This window comes from Streptomyces sp. YIM S03343, assembly GCF_054729195.1.
The window spans coordinates 4,133,727-4,149,192 of the sequence record NZ_JBPUKX010000001.1 but is presented as its reverse complement, the minus strand read 5'-3'; the positions used below and the strand labels follow the sequence as shown (position 1 = coordinate 4,149,192).

Below are 15,466 nucleotides of genomic sequence, written 5' to 3'. Positions count from 1 at the left end.
TCAGCCCTTGAGGTGGGTGATGAAGGCGGTCCAGGCGGAGGGGGTGATGATCAGGGCGGGGGCGTCTGGGCGCTTGCTGTCGCGTATCGGGACGAGCGGGGCGGGGCGGATGTCGGCCACCTCCACGCATTCGCCGCCCTGTGAGTTGCTGTAGCTGGACGTGCGCCATGACGTGGTGCTCAGGTCAGGTCGGGGGATGCGCATGGCGTGCTGGCCTCCATGAGGTTCCTGATGAACGTCTTTGACTCGGGCGGGGACAGCGCGGAGTCCCGAAGCAGATCGTAGGACAGCTTCAGCTGTTCGACGCCGTGTGGTTCTTCGAAGAGTTCGGCACTCACGTTGGTCTCGCTGTACGCCACCGATGTGCCGTCAGGGAGCCACAGCACGGTGAGCGATGTGCCCAGCAGGTGATGCAGTCCAACGTGGTAGGGCAACACCTGAACCGTGACGTTGCGTAGTTCGGCCATCTCAAGGAGATGGAGCAGTTGCTGTTGCCAGGCTGCGGCGTCCCGGAGCGGGCGACGGAGAACAGCCTCGTCCAGGATGGCCCGGACGGTCAGTCGTCCCTCTCCGTACAGCCGGTTCTGGCGTGCCATACGGGCCGTCAGCTGGGCCGTCAGCACGTCCTCGTCCTCCGCATAGACGAGGCTCAGCATCTCCCGGGCGTACTCCTTGGTTTGCAGCAGCCCCGGGATCGCACCGGTGGCGTACTGCTGCCAGACGGTGGCCCGCCTCTCCAACTCCATGAAGCGCTTGGACTTGTCCCAGAAGACATCATCTCTCGCCAACTCCCACAGCTCCGAGAGGTGTTCCTGCGTTCCGTAGGTCTTGTCCAGGGCGGCCATCACCTCCGGCGACCCGAGCTTCGCCCCAGTCTCCAGCTTGTGCAGATACGTGCGGTCGTACGTCGTCTCGCCGGCGAGATCGCTCAGGGACTTGCCGGACACCTCGCGCAGTCGTGCGAGCTCTTTGGCGAGTACTTGTCGCGCCGAGCCTTTGCTTCGGGTCGTGTTGGGCTTACGTGGTGGCATCGTTCGCGCCCCCCTGTGGTCCTGACGTGCGGGCCTACGCCCTTCCACTACCCACAGTAGTTCGCGTCCGTCACGCTGGAGAAGGAATCAACAACTCCGCGTGATGAGAGGATCCGAGTGAGTACTGAGAATCCGGCCAAGGGCTGGCGCATCGATCGTGTCCCCGGCAAGCGGGTGACGACGACCGACGAGGGTGTACGGCTTCCGCTCTGGCTGCTCTACGACGGCAGGCACAAGGCCGACACCGTCTTCCGCCTCAGCCCGGCCGAGGCGGAACAGCTGCACGCCGAGCTGTGCTACGCGCTTGGTGAGGGTGAGCCCCCGGCCTGCCGCCCGGTCCCGGCGCGCTGGGCCTGACACAGGGCGGAAGGAGTGGGCCGGAGGGAGCTCAGGCCCACTCCTCGGCCCACTCCTCCGCCTTGACCTCGGTCTGCTTGAGCACGCGCTTGACGGCTTCCGGCTCCTCGTCCGGCGGGTAACCGTAAAGCCCGAGCAGGAACTTCACCTTGGCGCGGATACGGTCGCGGGCCTGGTTCTTGACGCGCCAGTCGACGGTGACGTCCTTACGGACGAGCTCGCACAGCTTGTGGGCGATCTCGGAGAGGACCCCCTGCCCCATCTCCAGCGCGGACGGGTTGGCGGCGATGGCGTCGTAGAAGGCCAATTCGTCGTTGGTGAGCCCGAGGTCCTGCGCCCGGGCGTAGTTGGTGACGACCTCCCGTGAGACCTCGATGAGCAGCTCGATGGTCTCGGCGGACGTCATAAGGCCGTTGTGGTAGCTGTTGATGGCCTCCTGCATCTTCTCGGTGAAGGCCTTCTGACGGGCCACGTTGCCGGAGAAGGTCTGACGGATCTGTGCGTTGAGCGCGCGGCGCAACGCCCTGATGGCCAGGCTCGGCCGGTCGCTGGCCTTGACCTGCTGGATGAATCCCTCGTCCAGGTGCGAGATGTCGGGCTTGGCCAGGCCGGCGGCGTCATAGATGTCCACCACGCCGTCCGCGGACACAGCCTGGGCGTTGAGCTGTTCGATGAGGCGGGCCACGTCGGCTTCGGTGGCCAGGCCCTCGTCCTGCCGTTCGTCCGCGGCGATCTTCTCGCGGGAGGTCCGCACGGCCGCGAAGAAGTGGATGTCCGGCACGAGGTCCTGAATCTCGGGATGCGTGGCGCAGAGCGAGAACGACCGGGAGAGGAGCCGTGCGTAGTGCATGAAGAGCTGCTGGCGCGTGGGCTTGCCCGGCTCCAGCTCGGGCTGGGCCTCTTCGAGGAGCTCCAGCACCCTGCTCAGGGCTTCTGTGTAGCCCTCGGTCTCCAGTGCCTCGCGCCACCTGCTGGGCCGAAGCAGGTCTTCGATCCGCTGGTGCATGCGCCGCACGGAGGACAGTGCCTCGTCGAGGGGAGCGCCGATGGTCTGCTGCGCCCTGTCCTCGGGTGAGTATTCGGCGAGTGCCGCGGTGATGTGGTGGGCGACCCCGAGGAAGTCCACGACAAGGCCGGAAGGCTTCTCACCCCATGTCCGGTTCACACGGGCGATGGCCTGCATCAGGGCGGCGCCGCGCATTCGGCGGTCTAGGTAGAGGGTGTGGAGGGGCGGAGCGTCGAATCCCGTCAGCCACAGGGACTGCACGATCACCAACTCCAGTTCGTCGTCCTCGTTGACGACACGCTTCTGGATGGCCTTGATCTGATCGGGGGTGCGGACGTAGTCGGCGACCTCCGCGGTGTCGTGACCGGCGTTGCCGGTGAAGACCACGCGGATCTTGCCGGTGGTGTCCGGGTACAGCTCGGTCTGCTCGTCCCGTTCACCGACCCACTCGGGCCGGAGGCGGGCGAGCACCTTGAAGAGCCGGGCGGCGATGGCACGCGAGGAGCACACGATCATGCCCTTGCCGGTCCTGCCGGAGAGCTTGGTCATCTCTTCACGTCGTACGTCCCAGTGCCTGAGGACGGTGGCGGCGACTTCCTCGATGCGTTTGTCGGCGCCGATGAGGTCCTCGAAGGAGGCGAACCGCCGCCGGGCGCGGGTCTGTTCGGCTTCGGAAAGCCCTTCGACCAGCCCTTCGGCCTGTGCGTCGAGGTCGTCGAGATCGATGTCCTCGGCGATCCGGACCTTGTGCAGGATCGGTTCGTAGAAGACGGGCACGGTGGCACCGTCGTCGACGGCCTGGGTCAGATCGTAGGTGTGGATGATCGGCCCGAAGACGCCCTCGGTGCTGCCGGTCGTGTTGTCGATCGGGGTGCCGGTGAAGGCCAGGAAGGTGGCGTTGGGCAGGGCGTCGCGCAGGTGGCGGGCGAAGCCGTCCTCGAAGTCGTAGTGGCTGCGGTGCGCCTCGTCGACTACGACGATGATGTCCCGCCGCTCGGAAATGACGGGGTGCCGGGCGCCGGCCTCCCTCTCCTCCTTGCTGATGCGGAACTTCTGGAGGGTGGTGAAGATGACGCCGCCGCTGTTCGAACGCCGGGTGAGCAGGTCCTTGAGCAGGGCCGACCTCGCGGCCTTCTCTGGGAGATCGCCGATGAGCCGGTGGAGGCTGTTGCTGCGCACGAACGTGCTGTAGAGCTGGCCGTCGAGATCGATCCGGTCGGTGAGCAGGACGATCGTCGGGTTGGACAGCTCGGGGGTCTGGGACACCTTGCCGGTGTAGAAGACCATCTCCTCGCTCTTGCCGGCGCCCTGGGTGTGCCATACGACGCCGGCCCGGCCGTCGGTGGCGACGGCGGCCTCGGTGGCGGCGACGGCGGCCTTTACGGCGAAGTACTGGTGGGCCTTGGCGAGCTTGACGGTGTCGACCTCGCCGCCGGTGCCTTCGGCGGAGTAGGAGAGGTAGAAGGCGATGAGGTCCAGGAACCGGCCGGGGTCGAGGGGGCCGTGGATCATCCGCTCGAGGGCCCGCCCATCGCGGCGCTCGTGCTTGCGGAGGAGGACGCCGTCCTGGTCGGCGTGCCAGGGCGCCATGTGCTGCCAGGGCGTGAACGGGGTGCCGAGGCGGGCCGTTATGCCGTCGGAGGCGACCGCGAGAAGGACCGTGCGGAACACGCCGTCGCGCTTCAGTTCGCGCCGGTAGTTCTGGATCTGGTCGTACGCCTTGCGGGCGTCGTCGGGACCGCTGGCCTTCTTCAACTCGATGACGGCGAGGGGGAGTCCGTTGACGTACAGGACGATGTCGAAGACGAACTGGCGGCCGCGCACACCTCTGACGCGGACCTGGGAGGCGGCAACGAGGTCGTTGCCGTGGGGGTCGTCGAAGTTGATGGGCCAGACCGTCTCGTGTTTCTCCGCTCCGGTGAGGGCTTCCTCGTAGGTGACCTTCACACCACCGGCGAGGCGCCGGTAGAAGGCCCAGTTCTCGCGGATGTCGGAGCCGGTGGACTGCTTCAGCAGCTCGCTGACGACCGAGGCGACGGCGGACTCGGGGAGGTGCGGGTAGTGGGTGGCGATGGCCCGGCGCAGGCGGGGGTAAAGGACGAGGTCCTCTTTGCGCTCCGGGTCGCGCTCGTCCCTGAGATCCTTACCGCTGACGGGCTGCCAGTGTTCCCCGAGCTTGTCGAGAGCCTCGATCTCCCAGTCCTGCTCGGAGAAGGTGAGCGCTTCGGCGTGGCTGGCCTCTATCTCCGATACGGCGGCCAGGTCGTCGGAGTCGGGGTCTCTGCCGGGGGTGGGTGTCGCCGGGTCGCTGTCGGTGGTCATATGGCCTCCTCTACGGCGCGTTCGGCGTCCTTGATGCGGAGCTTTCCGGTTACCAGTTGAGGGAGGAGGGCGTCGCGGATTTCAACGAGTGCCCGGGTTTCGTTAATCGCCGTCATCGCGCGGGCATCGAGCGTTGAGAATTCTTCGTTAATGCGCGCCCGAGCCTCAACGGGTGGTACCACGATTGGGACCGCTCCGAGGATGGCCGTATTGAGATTTGGCATGGTCGCTCCGACAGCGTGCTGGTGGATCCAGCTCTGCACTTCCGGTTCGCCAAGGTAGTGGCTGAGGAACAGTGGCTCGATTGCGTGGCCTGCTCTTACTCGGAGACACCCTGTTCCGCAAAGCCAACCTGATTCGCGGCTTCTGACGAGGGCTCGTCGTTTCACGTCGCCCCGCCGTGAGTAAACGATGTCGCCGTATACCAGTCGATATTTCGACAGGCGGTGGATGTCTGCTTCCGACACTCTAGCGATGCCATCCTCGTTGATGACGTTATCGCCAATATTCTGTGGCATTACGCTTGGGACGCCGTGCTCGACATAGTCGGAGGCGTGGAGTTGACTGCCAAATGGGCCTGTCTGGATGGATCCGCCACCTTGAATGCACAGTGCGCCAAGCGTCGTACGGAGCCAACTCTGTTCTTGAAGCGCAGAATTACCAATGAGCGACGAGACGTGGCCAGACCTCCACAGAGCTTGCATCATGGTGCGGCAGAGGTCGGCTGTTGTGCTGGCGATACGCTCGTTGACCGCGATCTTGTCGTCCAGTGCACCGAGCGCTTCTGCGATGGCTTTTTGGGTCCTCAAAGGAGGATACGGCACTCTGAGTGATTTGATCGTGGTTACCGGTTGTCTGATTCCTGGAACGCCGACCGTAGATGAATTACTAAGGATTTCATGCTGGCCGAGCGATGATGTGAACCAGTAATAGTAAAATTCCGGACTGGCCAGATTTGGGTCGAGACGGGCTTTGACCTGGCTTGTTGAAAGGGTGTAGCGAGGGAATCGTGGCGAACGGGGAATCATTGAAACCTGGCCGATTGTTCCTCGGTGGGTGAACACCAAGTCCCCGGGGAGAAGGGCGGCGCCCGGCATTTCATCGGCCTTTTCGGCGGTGATGAAAACGAAGTCGTCGTCAAGGAAGATTCCGCGACCAAGGTTGACTCCGCGAACCATCGGTACTCCGTCTGGAACGTAGTCATCCTTGGTGAAGGCGGAGCCGTAGGGTTTGGAGAAAGCGCTCTTTTCGTTCGCTGCGAGCTCCTCGAAGCGGGGCATCGGCCACTTATCCATTGATCCTCCCCAACTGCTCACGCACCGCAGCCTCTAGCTGCCCTGACTCCTCAAACAGTCTGTACAACTCTTTTGTCAGGCGAGCCACCTTCTCCTCTACCGGCTCCGCGTCCGGATCTTCCTCGGTATCCACGACCCCCACATACCGCCCCGGCGTCAGTACAAAGTCGTGCTCTCGCAACTCCTCCAGCGAGGCGGTGTGGCAGAAACCGGGAACGTCCTCATACCCCTCCGCCCCACCGGCCCCCCGCCAAGCCCGAAACGCCCCCGCGATCCGCTGCAGCTCCTCCTCCGTCAGCTCCCGCAACGTCCGTGAAGCCATGACCCCCATCCCCCGGGCGTCGATGAACAGCACCTCCCCCTTCCGCCCCCGCACCCACTTCGAATGCCGCCCCTTGCCGTCCGCGAGGAACCACAGACAAGCCGGAATCTGGGTCGACCGGAACAACTGCCCCGGTAGAGCCACCATGCAGGCCACCAGGTCCCCCTCGACCATTGCCCGCCGGATGTCCCCTTCCCCGCCCGACTTGCTGCTCATCGACCCGTTGGCCAGGACAACCCCCGCCCGCCCCCCGGGCGCCAGCTTGCTCACCATGTGCTGGATCCAGGCAAAGTTGGCGTTGCCGACCGGTGGGGTTCCGTACACCCAGCGGTCGTCCATGCCGAGCCGTTCGCCGCCCCAGTCGGAGATGTTGAACGGCGGGTTGGCCAGCACCACGTCCGCTTTCAGGTCCCCGTGCTGGTCGTTGTGGAAGGAGTCGGCGGGCTCCTCGCCGAGGTCGGCCTCGATGCCGTGGATCGCGAGGTTCATGTGCGCCAGTCGCCACGTCGTGAGGTTGCGTTCCTGGCCGTACACAGCCACGTTGAAGCGGTCGCCCCCGTGGGTCTCCACGAACTTCTCGGCCTGTACGAACATGCCGCCCGAACCGCACGCCGGGTCCAGTACCCGCTCGCCCGCCACCGGCTCCAGCATCTCCACGAGCAGCCGCACCACACTCGCCGGTGTGAAGTACTCGCCGCCCTTGCGACCCTCCTGAAGGGCGAACTGCGCGAGGAAGTACTCGTACACCTCACCCATGAGGTCCCGCGCCCCGACCCGTCGGCCGTCCTCGCCCACCTGGGCCTGGAAGGTGAGCCGGTCCAGCAGCTTCACCAGACCGGCGAGGGTCGTCTCGTCGACCCGGCCGCTGTTGTACTGCTTCGGGAGGGTGTTCTTCAGCGAGGGGTTGAACTTCTCGACGGTCTCCATGGCGGTGTCGATGACCTTGCCGAGGCTCGGATCGCCCAACGTCCCCTTGGCGCGCTCCAGCACGACCTCCCAACGGGCCGTCGGCGGCACGTAGAAGATCCCGGCGCCTGTGTACTGCGTGCGCTCTTCCAGTGTCTGGAGGATCAGTGCCTCCGGTGCCTTGCCCTCGAAGCCCAGCTCGGCCAGCAGCCCGCCGCCCGACCGCAGTTCGGTCTCCAACTGCTCACGCTTCTCGGCCATCGCCTCGGAGACATACTTGAGGAACACGAGCCCCAGCACGAAGTGCTTGTACTCGGCGGCGTCCAGGCTTCCGCGCAGCTTGTCGGCGGATGCCCACAGGATCGCCTTCATGTCCTGCGGCTTGGTTTCCTTCTTCTTCCGTGGGGGCACGGGGTCTCTCTTCTCTCTTCGGGAGGACTCTCCAAGAGTCCAACAGACAAGCGCGGTCAGCGTCGCCGCAACGCCAGGTCACCGTCGGCGACACCGGCGGAGACGCGCGCGGCAAGGCGGTCCAGGGCTGCCAGCTGTCTGCGTACGTCGGCGCGCAGCCGTTCCGTCTCGGCCAGGACAGCTTCCAGCTCTGTGACCTCCTCGGCGGGAAGCTGCGGCAGGTCCATGTCGCGCACGCTCACCCGGCGCACGAGGGAACCGCTGCCGCGCTGCTGATTCCGCGGGGATTGGAGCAGTTGGGCGAGTGTGTGCGGCCGCATCCACAAGGCGTCCGGCCCCACCGGTTCGCCCTTGGCCACCGCCAGCAAGTGCTCTCGGTACGAGCTGATTCGCAGCCCTTGCACCGGCGACAGCAGCACGCAGCCGCCCGCCTCGTCCACCTGGCAGCGCACCCCGTGCTCGGCGAGCACGATGACGTCACCCCGTTCGGTGATCTTGGCGGACGAGTATGCCGCCAGGGATTCCGGGCTGATGCGCCGCTGCCCGACGGGTAGTGCGCCCAGCATCTCTTCGCGGCCGATGACGGGCAGACCGGCCTCTTTGATGTCTGAGTCCTTGAGGCGATGTCCGGTGAGCGTCCTCAGCTGCCCGGCCTTGAGATGCTCGTCCACTCTGCGGTGCCGGATCGGCGTACGGCGTTTGGCGATGCCCATCGCGCCTAGCCAGTCGCGCAGTTGCGGCATCGCGGCAACGGCGGCACGCCTGGCGGTTATAGTCTCCTCGAAATGGTCGATATCGGTCTCCGCCGCGGCGAGCCGATGCGCCGGCAGCACGGAGCGGCCGTCGAGCAACCACTCCCCGCCCGCTCGGCGCGGCCGCAGTGGGATTGACCGTACGTCACCAGCGCCGGGCTCGTCCTCGGCGAGGACGAACCGCGCGACTTCACCGATCCACTTGCGTCCGTCCGTCCGGCGAGCGATGCGGTCGGCATCGACGAGGAGGACCGGAAGGCCGGTGGCTTCGTACGCAGGCGGGCGCAGAATCAGCAGCGCGTATTCGGCGCCCGTGCGGAACGGATGGATACGGCGCGGCAGTTGGACGATCGCTTCGATGCTGCCCGCGGCCAGAAGTTCCTCGCGGGCGTCGATCGTCGGTGCCGGCACCGCGCCCCGCGTCCGTGTCAGCGTCCAGCTCGGTACGACGGCGTAGCCCCGCCCGCCTGGCTTCAGTCGCCGGGCAGCCTCCCCGGCCCACCACAGAGGCCCCTGCTCGTCCCGCTCCCGCTCGCCCGAGGCATACGGCGGCGAGGCCAGCACGATGTCGGCGCTGGAGAAGGACCACATGTCGTCGACCGGCACCGCGCCCCATGTACGAGGGACGTCCAGGTCCGACGGTGCGGGGTACACATCCATGCCGCCGTACATCTCGTAGCACAGCAGCCGGTACCTCAGGAGCTTGCGCCGCAGCGGGTCGGGCTCGATCGCGACCAGTTCGCCGTGACCGCCGAGGTTTCCGTAGGGACCGCCGTCCATGCCGAGGAGCAGTTCGCCGAAGCCCGCGCACAGGCTGATGACTGAGCGTTGGCCCGGCCCGGCCACGCTGGGGCCGATGAGCATGGCCACGAGCGAGACGATCTCGCGGGGAACCGTGTCCATGACGACATCGGATTCGAGCCGCTTGGCGAGCTCCACGTCCTCGTCGAGGCCGAGGAGCGCGTCTGCTGCCCTGCCCGCCGAGCCGATCTCGTTCTCCAGGGTCAGGACGGCCTGTCGGACGTCCTGGGCCGCCGCGTCGTGGTCGGGCCGGAGTTCCTCGGGCAGGCACTCGGGGATGAGGTCCTGGGCCTCGGCATGCGTGGCGATGACGGCCAAGGCCTGGGTGATGAGCGCCTCCGCCGAGCCGAGCCGGTGCTTGAGGGCCACCAGCCCCCGCAGTCTCAGACCGCGGCGGAACCGGTCGCCGTAGGTGGGGACCTTGCCGTGCTCGTCCGGCTCGGTGTCCGGGACAGGGCGCAGGTCCAGCCAGTCCGCGATCTCCAGTGCGTCGAACAGAGGCTTGCTCTCACTGCCGCCGACGGGGGCGGGGAAGGGGGGCCGCCGGTCCTTGGCGGCAGCCAGGGCCGCGGGGGAGAAGCGGCGCCGCCAGTTGCTGACGGTGGGCCGCCCCACTCCGGCAAGCTCCTTGATCTCGCCGAGGGTGACGGGAGCGTGGAGCGCGGACTCGGTCCGCGATGTCGCCTCCGCCATCACAGCCGCACCGGTTCCCGGCCGGCGAGCACGGCCGACTTGCGGGCGAGGACCGACGGCACCTGGCTGAACTGCCGGTGCAGGGCGGCCTTCTCCGGCGACACGTACTCCATGAGCCGAAGCAGCGTGTCGAGGTCCTGCGGCAGGTGGCGGTGGCAGATCCGCTCGTGGTGGCCGATGCGGTTGCGGAACTTGCGCACGTAGTCCAGCTGCTGCTGAAGCGCACCGCGGCGACCCTGGTAACCGCGGAAAGTGTGCCGGAGAGCCGGGTTCCAGAACTGCATCTCGTAGTTGAGACCGCGGCCGGTCAGCCCCACCCAGAAGCCGAGCGTCAGCTTGGCGACCATGTCGTCCGCGGAGTACCCGGAGCCGTATTCGCGGCCGAGGTCCCGCTGAGCGCCGTGCACCTGCTCACGGCCCTTCGTGGTAAGCCGGACACGCGGGGAGTCCCACCAGTCCGTGCGGCCGTACCGGCCACTCAGCTTCGCGTGGAACGAGTTCCGCATGGCGACCTCGAAGTCGCGCAGGATGCCGAGGAAGGCTCGGGAGATCTCGCCGTCCCAGCAGTACAAGCGCAACGCGACGAGCGCATCGCCGTCGCACTCGTCGAGGAACGGCTTGAACCGCTCCGCCGAGATCGAGTCCACGATCCGCTTGACTTCGTCCTCCGTCACCGCTGAGTCTCCCTTGACTGAAAGATCCGTGTTACGCTCGTTTCCGTGCGCCCCGGAGTACTGTCACTGCATTGCATACAGCCCGGGGCACAGCTCTTTCCCGAGCCCGTTGAGCGGGCGTGCGGCAGCTGTGCGGTGACCTGACTGCGGTCTCGCCTCCAACGACTACTACCTTAGGCCGTAGTCATTTTCGAATCAAGGGGGTTGCTGAGAACCCGGCTTCTCAGCAGTTGCGCGGCGTTAGTTGAGCTGGTGAGTAGTCCTGCTTCTTGGGGTGCGCTGCAGCTTGAGGACGGAATCTGACCTAGTGGCCCCGTAGCGTCGCCGGTGTCAGACGGAGGGAACCCACGGAAACCCCCTCCAGGGGTCCCTGGAACCCCTCTGCCGAACCGGCGAAAGGCGACGGTCATGGTCACTCACGTACACCCCGAGGCGGCGGGCGACGAGCGCGGCGCGCTGCTCTCCTACCTGGCCGAGCAGCGCGGCGGCATCCGGCGGGCCGTGCTCGGCCTCACGGACGAGCAGGCGTCGGCCCGGCCCACCGTCAGCGAGCTGTCCCTCGCGGGGCTGGTCAAGCACGCCGCCGAGGTGGAGCAGTTCTGGATCGCCCGCGCCAAGGGCGAACCGCCGCAGGTGCAGCGCGACCAGTCGACCTGGCAGGAGAGCTTCCGGCTCGTCGGGGACGAGACGGTGGAGTCACGGCTGGCCTACTGGGAGAAGGTCGCTGCCGACACGGAGGCCTTCATCACCGCAGCGCCCAGCCTCGACGACACCTTCGCCCTTCCCGAGGCGCCCTGGTTTCCTCGCGGACCGGTCTCCTTGCGCTGGCTGATGCTCCATCTGATCCGTGAGACTGCCCGGCACGCGGGGCACGCCGACATCATCCGTGAGTCCCTGGACGGGAAGACCGCCTTCGAGCTCGTGGCCCTGGAACAGGCGGAGTAGGCGGAGGGAGGGGCCGAGCACCGGCCCGAACAGGCGGTTCGGGCCGGTCACGGACCGGAGCAACCGGCCCGAGCAGGCGGATCGGGCCGGTCAGAGGGAGGAACGATCGGCACACCGGCCGGGTTCCCGCGCCCCGGCCGGTTCTTCTCCCTGGTTTCCCCCTCGGTCTCCTCCCTCGGTCTCCTCCCTCGGTCTCCTCAGTGGTGGAAGCCCGTCGCCGCCTCCTTGTCGTGGACCAGCGGATGGGGCTGGCGGCGCAGCTCCGGCAGCAGCTGGCGCAGATCCTCCATCAGCAGTTCCGCGAGGTCGGCCGAGAATCCGTTGCGGCACACCACGCGCAGCACGGACAGGTCCTGACGGTTCTCCGGGAAGGTGTACGCGGGCACGAGCCAGCCGTTCTCACGTAGCCGCCGCGAGACGTCGAACACGTCGTACGAGGTCACCTCGGGGGCGGTCGTGAAGGCGAAGACCGGCAGGTCTTCGCCCCGGGTCAGCAGCCGGAAGTCGCCCATCGCCTCGATCTGCCCGGCGAGGGACTGCGCCACGTCGCGGGTGGACTGCTGCACCGCCCGGAAGCCCTCCCTGCCCAGCCGCAGGAACGTGTAGTACTGGGCGACGACCTGCGCGCCGGGGCGGGAGAAGTTGAGGGCGAACGTCGGCATGTTGCCGCCGAGGTAGTTGACCCGGAAGACCAGTTCCTCGGGCAGCGCCTCCTTGTCCCGCCACAGGGCCCAGCCCACGCCCGGGTAGACCAGGCCGTACTTGTGCCCCGAGGTGTTGATGGAGGCGACGCGCGGGAGCCGGAAGTCCCACACCAGATCCTCGTCCAGGAACGGTGCGACCATCGCCCCGGACGCGCCGTCCACATGCACGGGGATGTCGAGCCCGGTGCGTTCCTGGAGCGCGTCAAGGGCCGCGCACAGGTCGGCGATCGGCTCGTAGGACCCGTCGAAGGTCGAGCCGAGGATGCCGACCACACCGATCGTGTTCTCGTCGCACAGTTCGGCCGCGGCCTGCGGGTCGAGATGGAAGCGATCGCCCTCCATGGGTACCTGGCGTGCTTCCACCTCCCAGAACTGGCAGAACTTCTCCCAGCAGACCTGCACATTGACGCCCATGATCAGATTGGGTCGCGCTCCCGGGTAACGGTCGGCGTTGCGCTTCATCCAGCGGCGCTTGAGCGCCATCCCGGCGAGCATGCACGCCTCGCTGGACCCGGTCGTCGAACAGCCCACGGCGGCCGCCGGGTCCGGTGCGTTCCACAGGTCGGCGAGCATCGCCACACAGCGCCGCTCCAGCTCGGCGGTGCGCGGGTACTCATCTTTGTCGATCATGTTCTTGTCGCGGCACTCTGCCATCAGGAGCCCGGCCTCCGGCTCCATCCAGGTGGTCACGAAGGTGGCCAGGTTCAGCCGGGAGTTGCCGTCCAGCATCAGTTCGTCGTGCACCAGTTGGGCCGCGGTGACCGGGGTCAAGGGCCCGTCCGGCAGCCGGTGCGTGGGCGGGGCGTCGGCCATACCGGCGACCGGGTTCGCCGCCCCGTAGAACGGATTGACCGCCATGATGCGCTCGTCGTGCTTGGCGGGGCCTTTGTGGAGGGGCATCGCGATGTCTCCTGACTGACGTCTGCTTCTTCCGGTGTCTTCGTTGCCTTCCGGTGTCTTCCGGTTTCGGTGTCTTCCGGTCTCTTCCAGGGCCCTCCGGACCTCGTCGGGAGGATGCCTCAGCGGACCGCGCTCCCGTCCTCCCGCACCTGCATGCGCCACCGCCCGGTCACCAGCAGCCAGGCCGGGAGCGAGGCGATGCACAGGAGCGCGATGATCGACGGCGAGGTCACCAGGATCGCCGCGGTGAACAGGCTCAGCCACGCCTGCCGGGTGACGGCGAGAAGCATGCCCAGCACACCCGCCGTGACGCCCACCGCCGGATCCACCCCGGACACCAGGGCGTGCGCGAACAGCCCGAAGGCACCGCCGATGAACACCGAGGGGAAGATCCGGCCGCCGCGGAAGCCACAGGTTCCGGCGACCACCAGCGCGGTCAGCTTCACGATCGTCATCGTCGCGTACTGCCCTGCGGACCACCCGTCGGGATTCTTCGCGAGGTCCTCCAACTGGTCCAGCCCTTTGAACAGCGTCAGGCTCCCGCCCAGCGCGCCGAGCAGCCCGAGGACCACTCCGCCCACGGGGAGCGCCACCATCGGATGCCGCAGACGCGCGAAAACGGCGTGCGAGTACGGGAACGCGTACACCGCGCACAGGCCGAGCAGCGCCGCCGCCGATGCGACCACCAGGACCGCCGCGATATCTCGCCAGCCGGGTACGCCGAACGGGGGAAGACCCAGGTTGAACGTCGGCTCGGCGATCAGCGACGTCGTGAGCGCGCCGGCGGTGGCCGCGACCAGCGGTGCGAACACGTTGTCCCACAGCAGCCCCTTGAGTTGCCGCCCGGCCAGCGCCTCGGAGACGACCAGTGCCGCCGCCACCGGCGTGCCGAACAGCGCGCCGATGGTCGCCGCCTCGGCCAGCAGCACCCACAGCTCGCCCGGTGCCTGGGGCGCGACCCTGCGGCCGAGCCAGAAGACGAGCCCGACGTTCACCGCGATCACCGGGTTCTCCGGGCCGAGGCTCACACCGCCGGACAGCGTCAGCATGGCCGTGAGCAGCACGCCGGGCAGCACCCAGGGGGCCACCGGTGTCGCGGTCAGCCCGGTGGTCGCCGGGTCGGGGCCCGCGTGGCCCGGCACCTTCCACACCACGAGGCCCGTGAGGATGCCGGTCGCGGTGAGCATGACCATCACCCAGAGGACCGAGTATCTGCCGATCCCCAGCGCGTCCGGCAGGTCCCGCCACAGCACGTGCTGGAGCTCCTCGGCCAGCGTGTCCACCAGCACGAACACCAGGCTGGCGCCCACCCCGATGACGAGCGAGGGGAGAATCAGAGGCAGCAGAGTGCGCGCCGGGGTCGCCGGGGGTGCGGGCGACGGCTGCGCGGTGTCCTGGGCCACGGGCACACCATAAGCGGACGGAACGGGCAGAACATCTCAGCGTGACCGGACTTGCACCTCACGTGGCGTGAGGCGGCAGTGTGGACGGCGTACCGAGATAAGGGAGCGGAAGTGAGCTACTCCGTCGGACAGGTCGCCGGATTCGCCGGTGTCACGGTGCGCACGCTGCACCACTACGACACCATCGGCCTGCTCGCCCCCAGCGAGCGCAGCCACGCCGGTCACCGGCGCTACAACGAGGCCGACCTCGACCGGCTCCAGCGGATCCTGTTCTACCGGGAGCTCGGCTTCCCGCTCGACGAGGTCGCCGTCCTCCTCGACGACCCGGACGCGGACCCGCGCGCGCATCTGCGCCGCCAGCACGACCTGCTGACCGCCCGGATCGAGAGGCTGCGGAAGATGGCGGCGGCCGTGGAGCACGCCATGGAGGCACGCAAGATGGGTATCAACCTCACCCCCGAGGAGCGGTTCGAGGTCTTCGGCGACAAGGACCCCGAGCAGTACGCCGACGAGGCGGAGCAGCGCTGGGGCGGCACCGCCGCGTACGCCGAGTCGCAGCGCCGGGCCGCGCGTTACGCCAAGGACGACTGGCGGCGGCTCCAGGCCGAGGCCGACGACTGGAGCGCGCGCTACACGGCCCTGATGACCGACGGCGAGCCGCCCGCCGGTGAGCGGGCCATGGACCTGGCCGAGGAGCACCGGCGGCACATCGGCACATGGTTCTACGACTGCTCGTACGACATGCACCGCTGCCTCGGCGACATGTACGTGTCCGACGAGCGCTTCAAGGCGTTCTACGACAGCATGCGCCCCGGCCTCGCCGAGCACCTCAGGGACGCCATCACGGCGAACGCCGACCGGAACGGGCGGCTGGACGGGGTCCGGCACGGGCGGCAGGACGGGGTCCGGCACACGGCCGGTTGAGGGCCGCTGGGCAGCTCACA

Annotated in this window: 12 protein-coding genes; 3 read left to right on the top strand and 9 right to left on the bottom strand. The window is 67.5% G+C overall.

Translation table 11 applies throughout. The features are described 5' to 3' along the window. Both ACSYGN_RS17765 and ACSYGN_RS17760 read right to left on the bottom strand, forming a co-directional pair. On the bottom strand, nucleotides 1–204 hold the full coding sequence (locus ACSYGN_RS17765; RefSeq protein ID WP_460396739.1) for a DUF397 domain-containing protein: 204 nt from the start codon (nucleotides 202–204) through the stop codon (nucleotides 1–3). Next, nucleotides 180–1,031: a helix-turn-helix domain-containing protein gene (locus tag ACSYGN_RS17760; RefSeq protein ID WP_460396737.1), complete on the bottom strand. Its 852-nt coding sequence runs from the start codon at nucleotides 1,029–1,031 to the stop codon at nucleotides 180–182. The genes ACSYGN_RS17765 and ACSYGN_RS17760 overlap by 25 nt, the downstream gene beginning before the upstream one ends. A gap of 117 nt (nucleotides 1,032–1,148) precedes the next feature. Between ACSYGN_RS17760 and ACSYGN_RS17755 the strand changes: the two genes are divergently transcribed. Next, complete coding sequence (locus ACSYGN_RS17755; protein WP_460396735.1) at nucleotides 1,149–1,388, top strand: hypothetical protein; 240 nt, start codon at nucleotides 1,149–1,151, stop codon at nucleotides 1,386–1,388. Between the two features lie 31 nt (nucleotides 1,389–1,419). Here the strand turns inward: ACSYGN_RS17755 and ACSYGN_RS17750 are convergent, their stop codons facing one another. The 5 genes from ACSYGN_RS17750 to ACSYGN_RS17730 are packed head-to-tail and all read right to left on the bottom strand — an operon-like array spanning nucleotide 1,420 to nucleotide 10,570. Further along, nucleotides 1,420–4,716 carry a type I restriction endonuclease subunit R gene (locus tag ACSYGN_RS17750; RefSeq protein ID WP_460396733.1) on the bottom strand — a complete coding sequence of 1,099 codons (3,297 nt, stop codon included), beginning with the start codon at nucleotides 4,714–4,716 and terminating at the stop codon, nucleotides 1,420–1,422. Continuing rightward, complete coding sequence (locus ACSYGN_RS17745; protein WP_460396731.1) at nucleotides 4,713–5,996, bottom strand: restriction endonuclease subunit S; 1,284 nt, start codon at nucleotides 5,994–5,996, stop codon at nucleotides 4,713–4,715. Before ACSYGN_RS17745 ends, ACSYGN_RS17750 begins: the two co-directional genes overlap by 4 nt. A gap of 7 nt (nucleotides 5,997–6,003) precedes the next feature. Beyond that, nucleotides 6,004–7,650, bottom strand: coding sequence for a class I SAM-dependent DNA methyltransferase (locus ACSYGN_RS17740; protein ID WP_460396729.1), 1,647 nt, complete (start codon nucleotides 7,648–7,650; stop codon nucleotides 6,004–6,006). 56 nt (nucleotides 7,651–7,706) lie between these two features. Next, entirely contained in the window at nucleotides 7,707–9,896 is a 2,190-nt protein-coding gene (locus ACSYGN_RS17735; protein ID WP_460396727.1) for a DNA methyltransferase family protein, read from the bottom strand. Continuing rightward, nucleotides 9,896–10,570, bottom strand: a complete 675-nt coding sequence (locus tag ACSYGN_RS17730) for a hypothetical protein (RefSeq protein ID WP_460396725.1) — start codon at nucleotides 10,568–10,570, stop codon at nucleotides 9,896–9,898. Before ACSYGN_RS17730 ends, ACSYGN_RS17735 begins: the two co-directional genes overlap by 1 nt. A gap of 408 nt (nucleotides 10,571–10,978) precedes the next feature. Between ACSYGN_RS17730 and ACSYGN_RS17725 the strand changes: the two genes are divergently transcribed. Then, nucleotides 10,979–11,515: a DinB family protein gene (locus ACSYGN_RS17725; RefSeq protein ID WP_460396723.1), complete on the top strand. Its 537-nt coding sequence runs from the start codon at nucleotides 10,979–10,981 to the stop codon at nucleotides 11,513–11,515. Nucleotides 11,516–11,712: 197 nt separating this feature from the next. On the opposite strand, the gene ACSYGN_RS17720 is transcribed toward ACSYGN_RS17725, so the two are convergent. Beyond that, nucleotides 11,713–13,119: a glutamate decarboxylase gene (locus ACSYGN_RS17720; protein WP_460396721.1), complete on the bottom strand. Its 1,407-nt coding sequence runs from the start codon at nucleotides 13,117–13,119 to the stop codon at nucleotides 11,713–11,715. Nucleotides 13,120–13,238: 119 nt separating this feature from the next. Continuing rightward, nucleotides 13,239–14,522, bottom strand: coding sequence for an ion channel protein (locus ACSYGN_RS17715; RefSeq protein WP_460396719.1), 1,284 nt, complete (start codon nucleotides 14,520–14,522; stop codon nucleotides 13,239–13,241). A gap of 111 nt (nucleotides 14,523–14,633) precedes the next feature. Between ACSYGN_RS17715 and ACSYGN_RS17710 the strand changes: the two genes are divergently transcribed. Next, entirely contained in the window at nucleotides 14,634–15,446 is an 813-nt protein-coding gene (locus tag ACSYGN_RS17710; protein WP_460396717.1) for a MerR family transcriptional regulator, read from the top strand. The last annotated feature ends 20 nt before the right edge of the window (nucleotides 15,447–15,466 follow it).

What these genes read in the sequence shown, in the direction of transcription:
- ACSYGN_RS17765 (WP_460396739.1), bottom strand. Translation starts at nt 204, where the DNA reads ATGCGCATCCCCCGACCTGACCTGAGCACCACGTCATGGCGCACGTCC.
- ACSYGN_RS17720 (WP_460396721.1), bottom strand. Translation starts at nt 13,119, where the DNA reads ATGCCCCTCCACAAAGGCCCCGCCAAGCACGACGAGCGCATCATGGCG.
- ACSYGN_RS17725 (WP_460396723.1), top strand. Translation starts at nt 10,979, where the DNA reads ATGGTCACTCACGTACACCCCGAGGCGGCGGGCGACGAGCGCGGCGCG.
- ACSYGN_RS17750 (WP_460396733.1), bottom strand. Translation starts at nt 4,716, where the DNA reads ATGACCACCGACAGCGACCCGGCGACACCCACCCCCGGCAGAGACCCC.
- ACSYGN_RS17745 (WP_460396731.1), bottom strand. Translation starts at nt 5,996, where the DNA reads ATGCCCCGCTTCGAGGAGCTCGCAGCGAACGAAAAGAGCGCTTTCTCC.
- ACSYGN_RS17735 (WP_460396727.1), bottom strand. Translation starts at nt 9,896, where the DNA reads ATGGCGGAGGCGACATCGCGGACCGAGTCCGCGCTCCACGCTCCCGTC.
- ACSYGN_RS17760 (WP_460396737.1), bottom strand. Translation starts at nt 1,031, where the DNA reads ATGCCACCACGTAAGCCCAACACGACCCGAAGCAAAGGCTCGGCGCGA.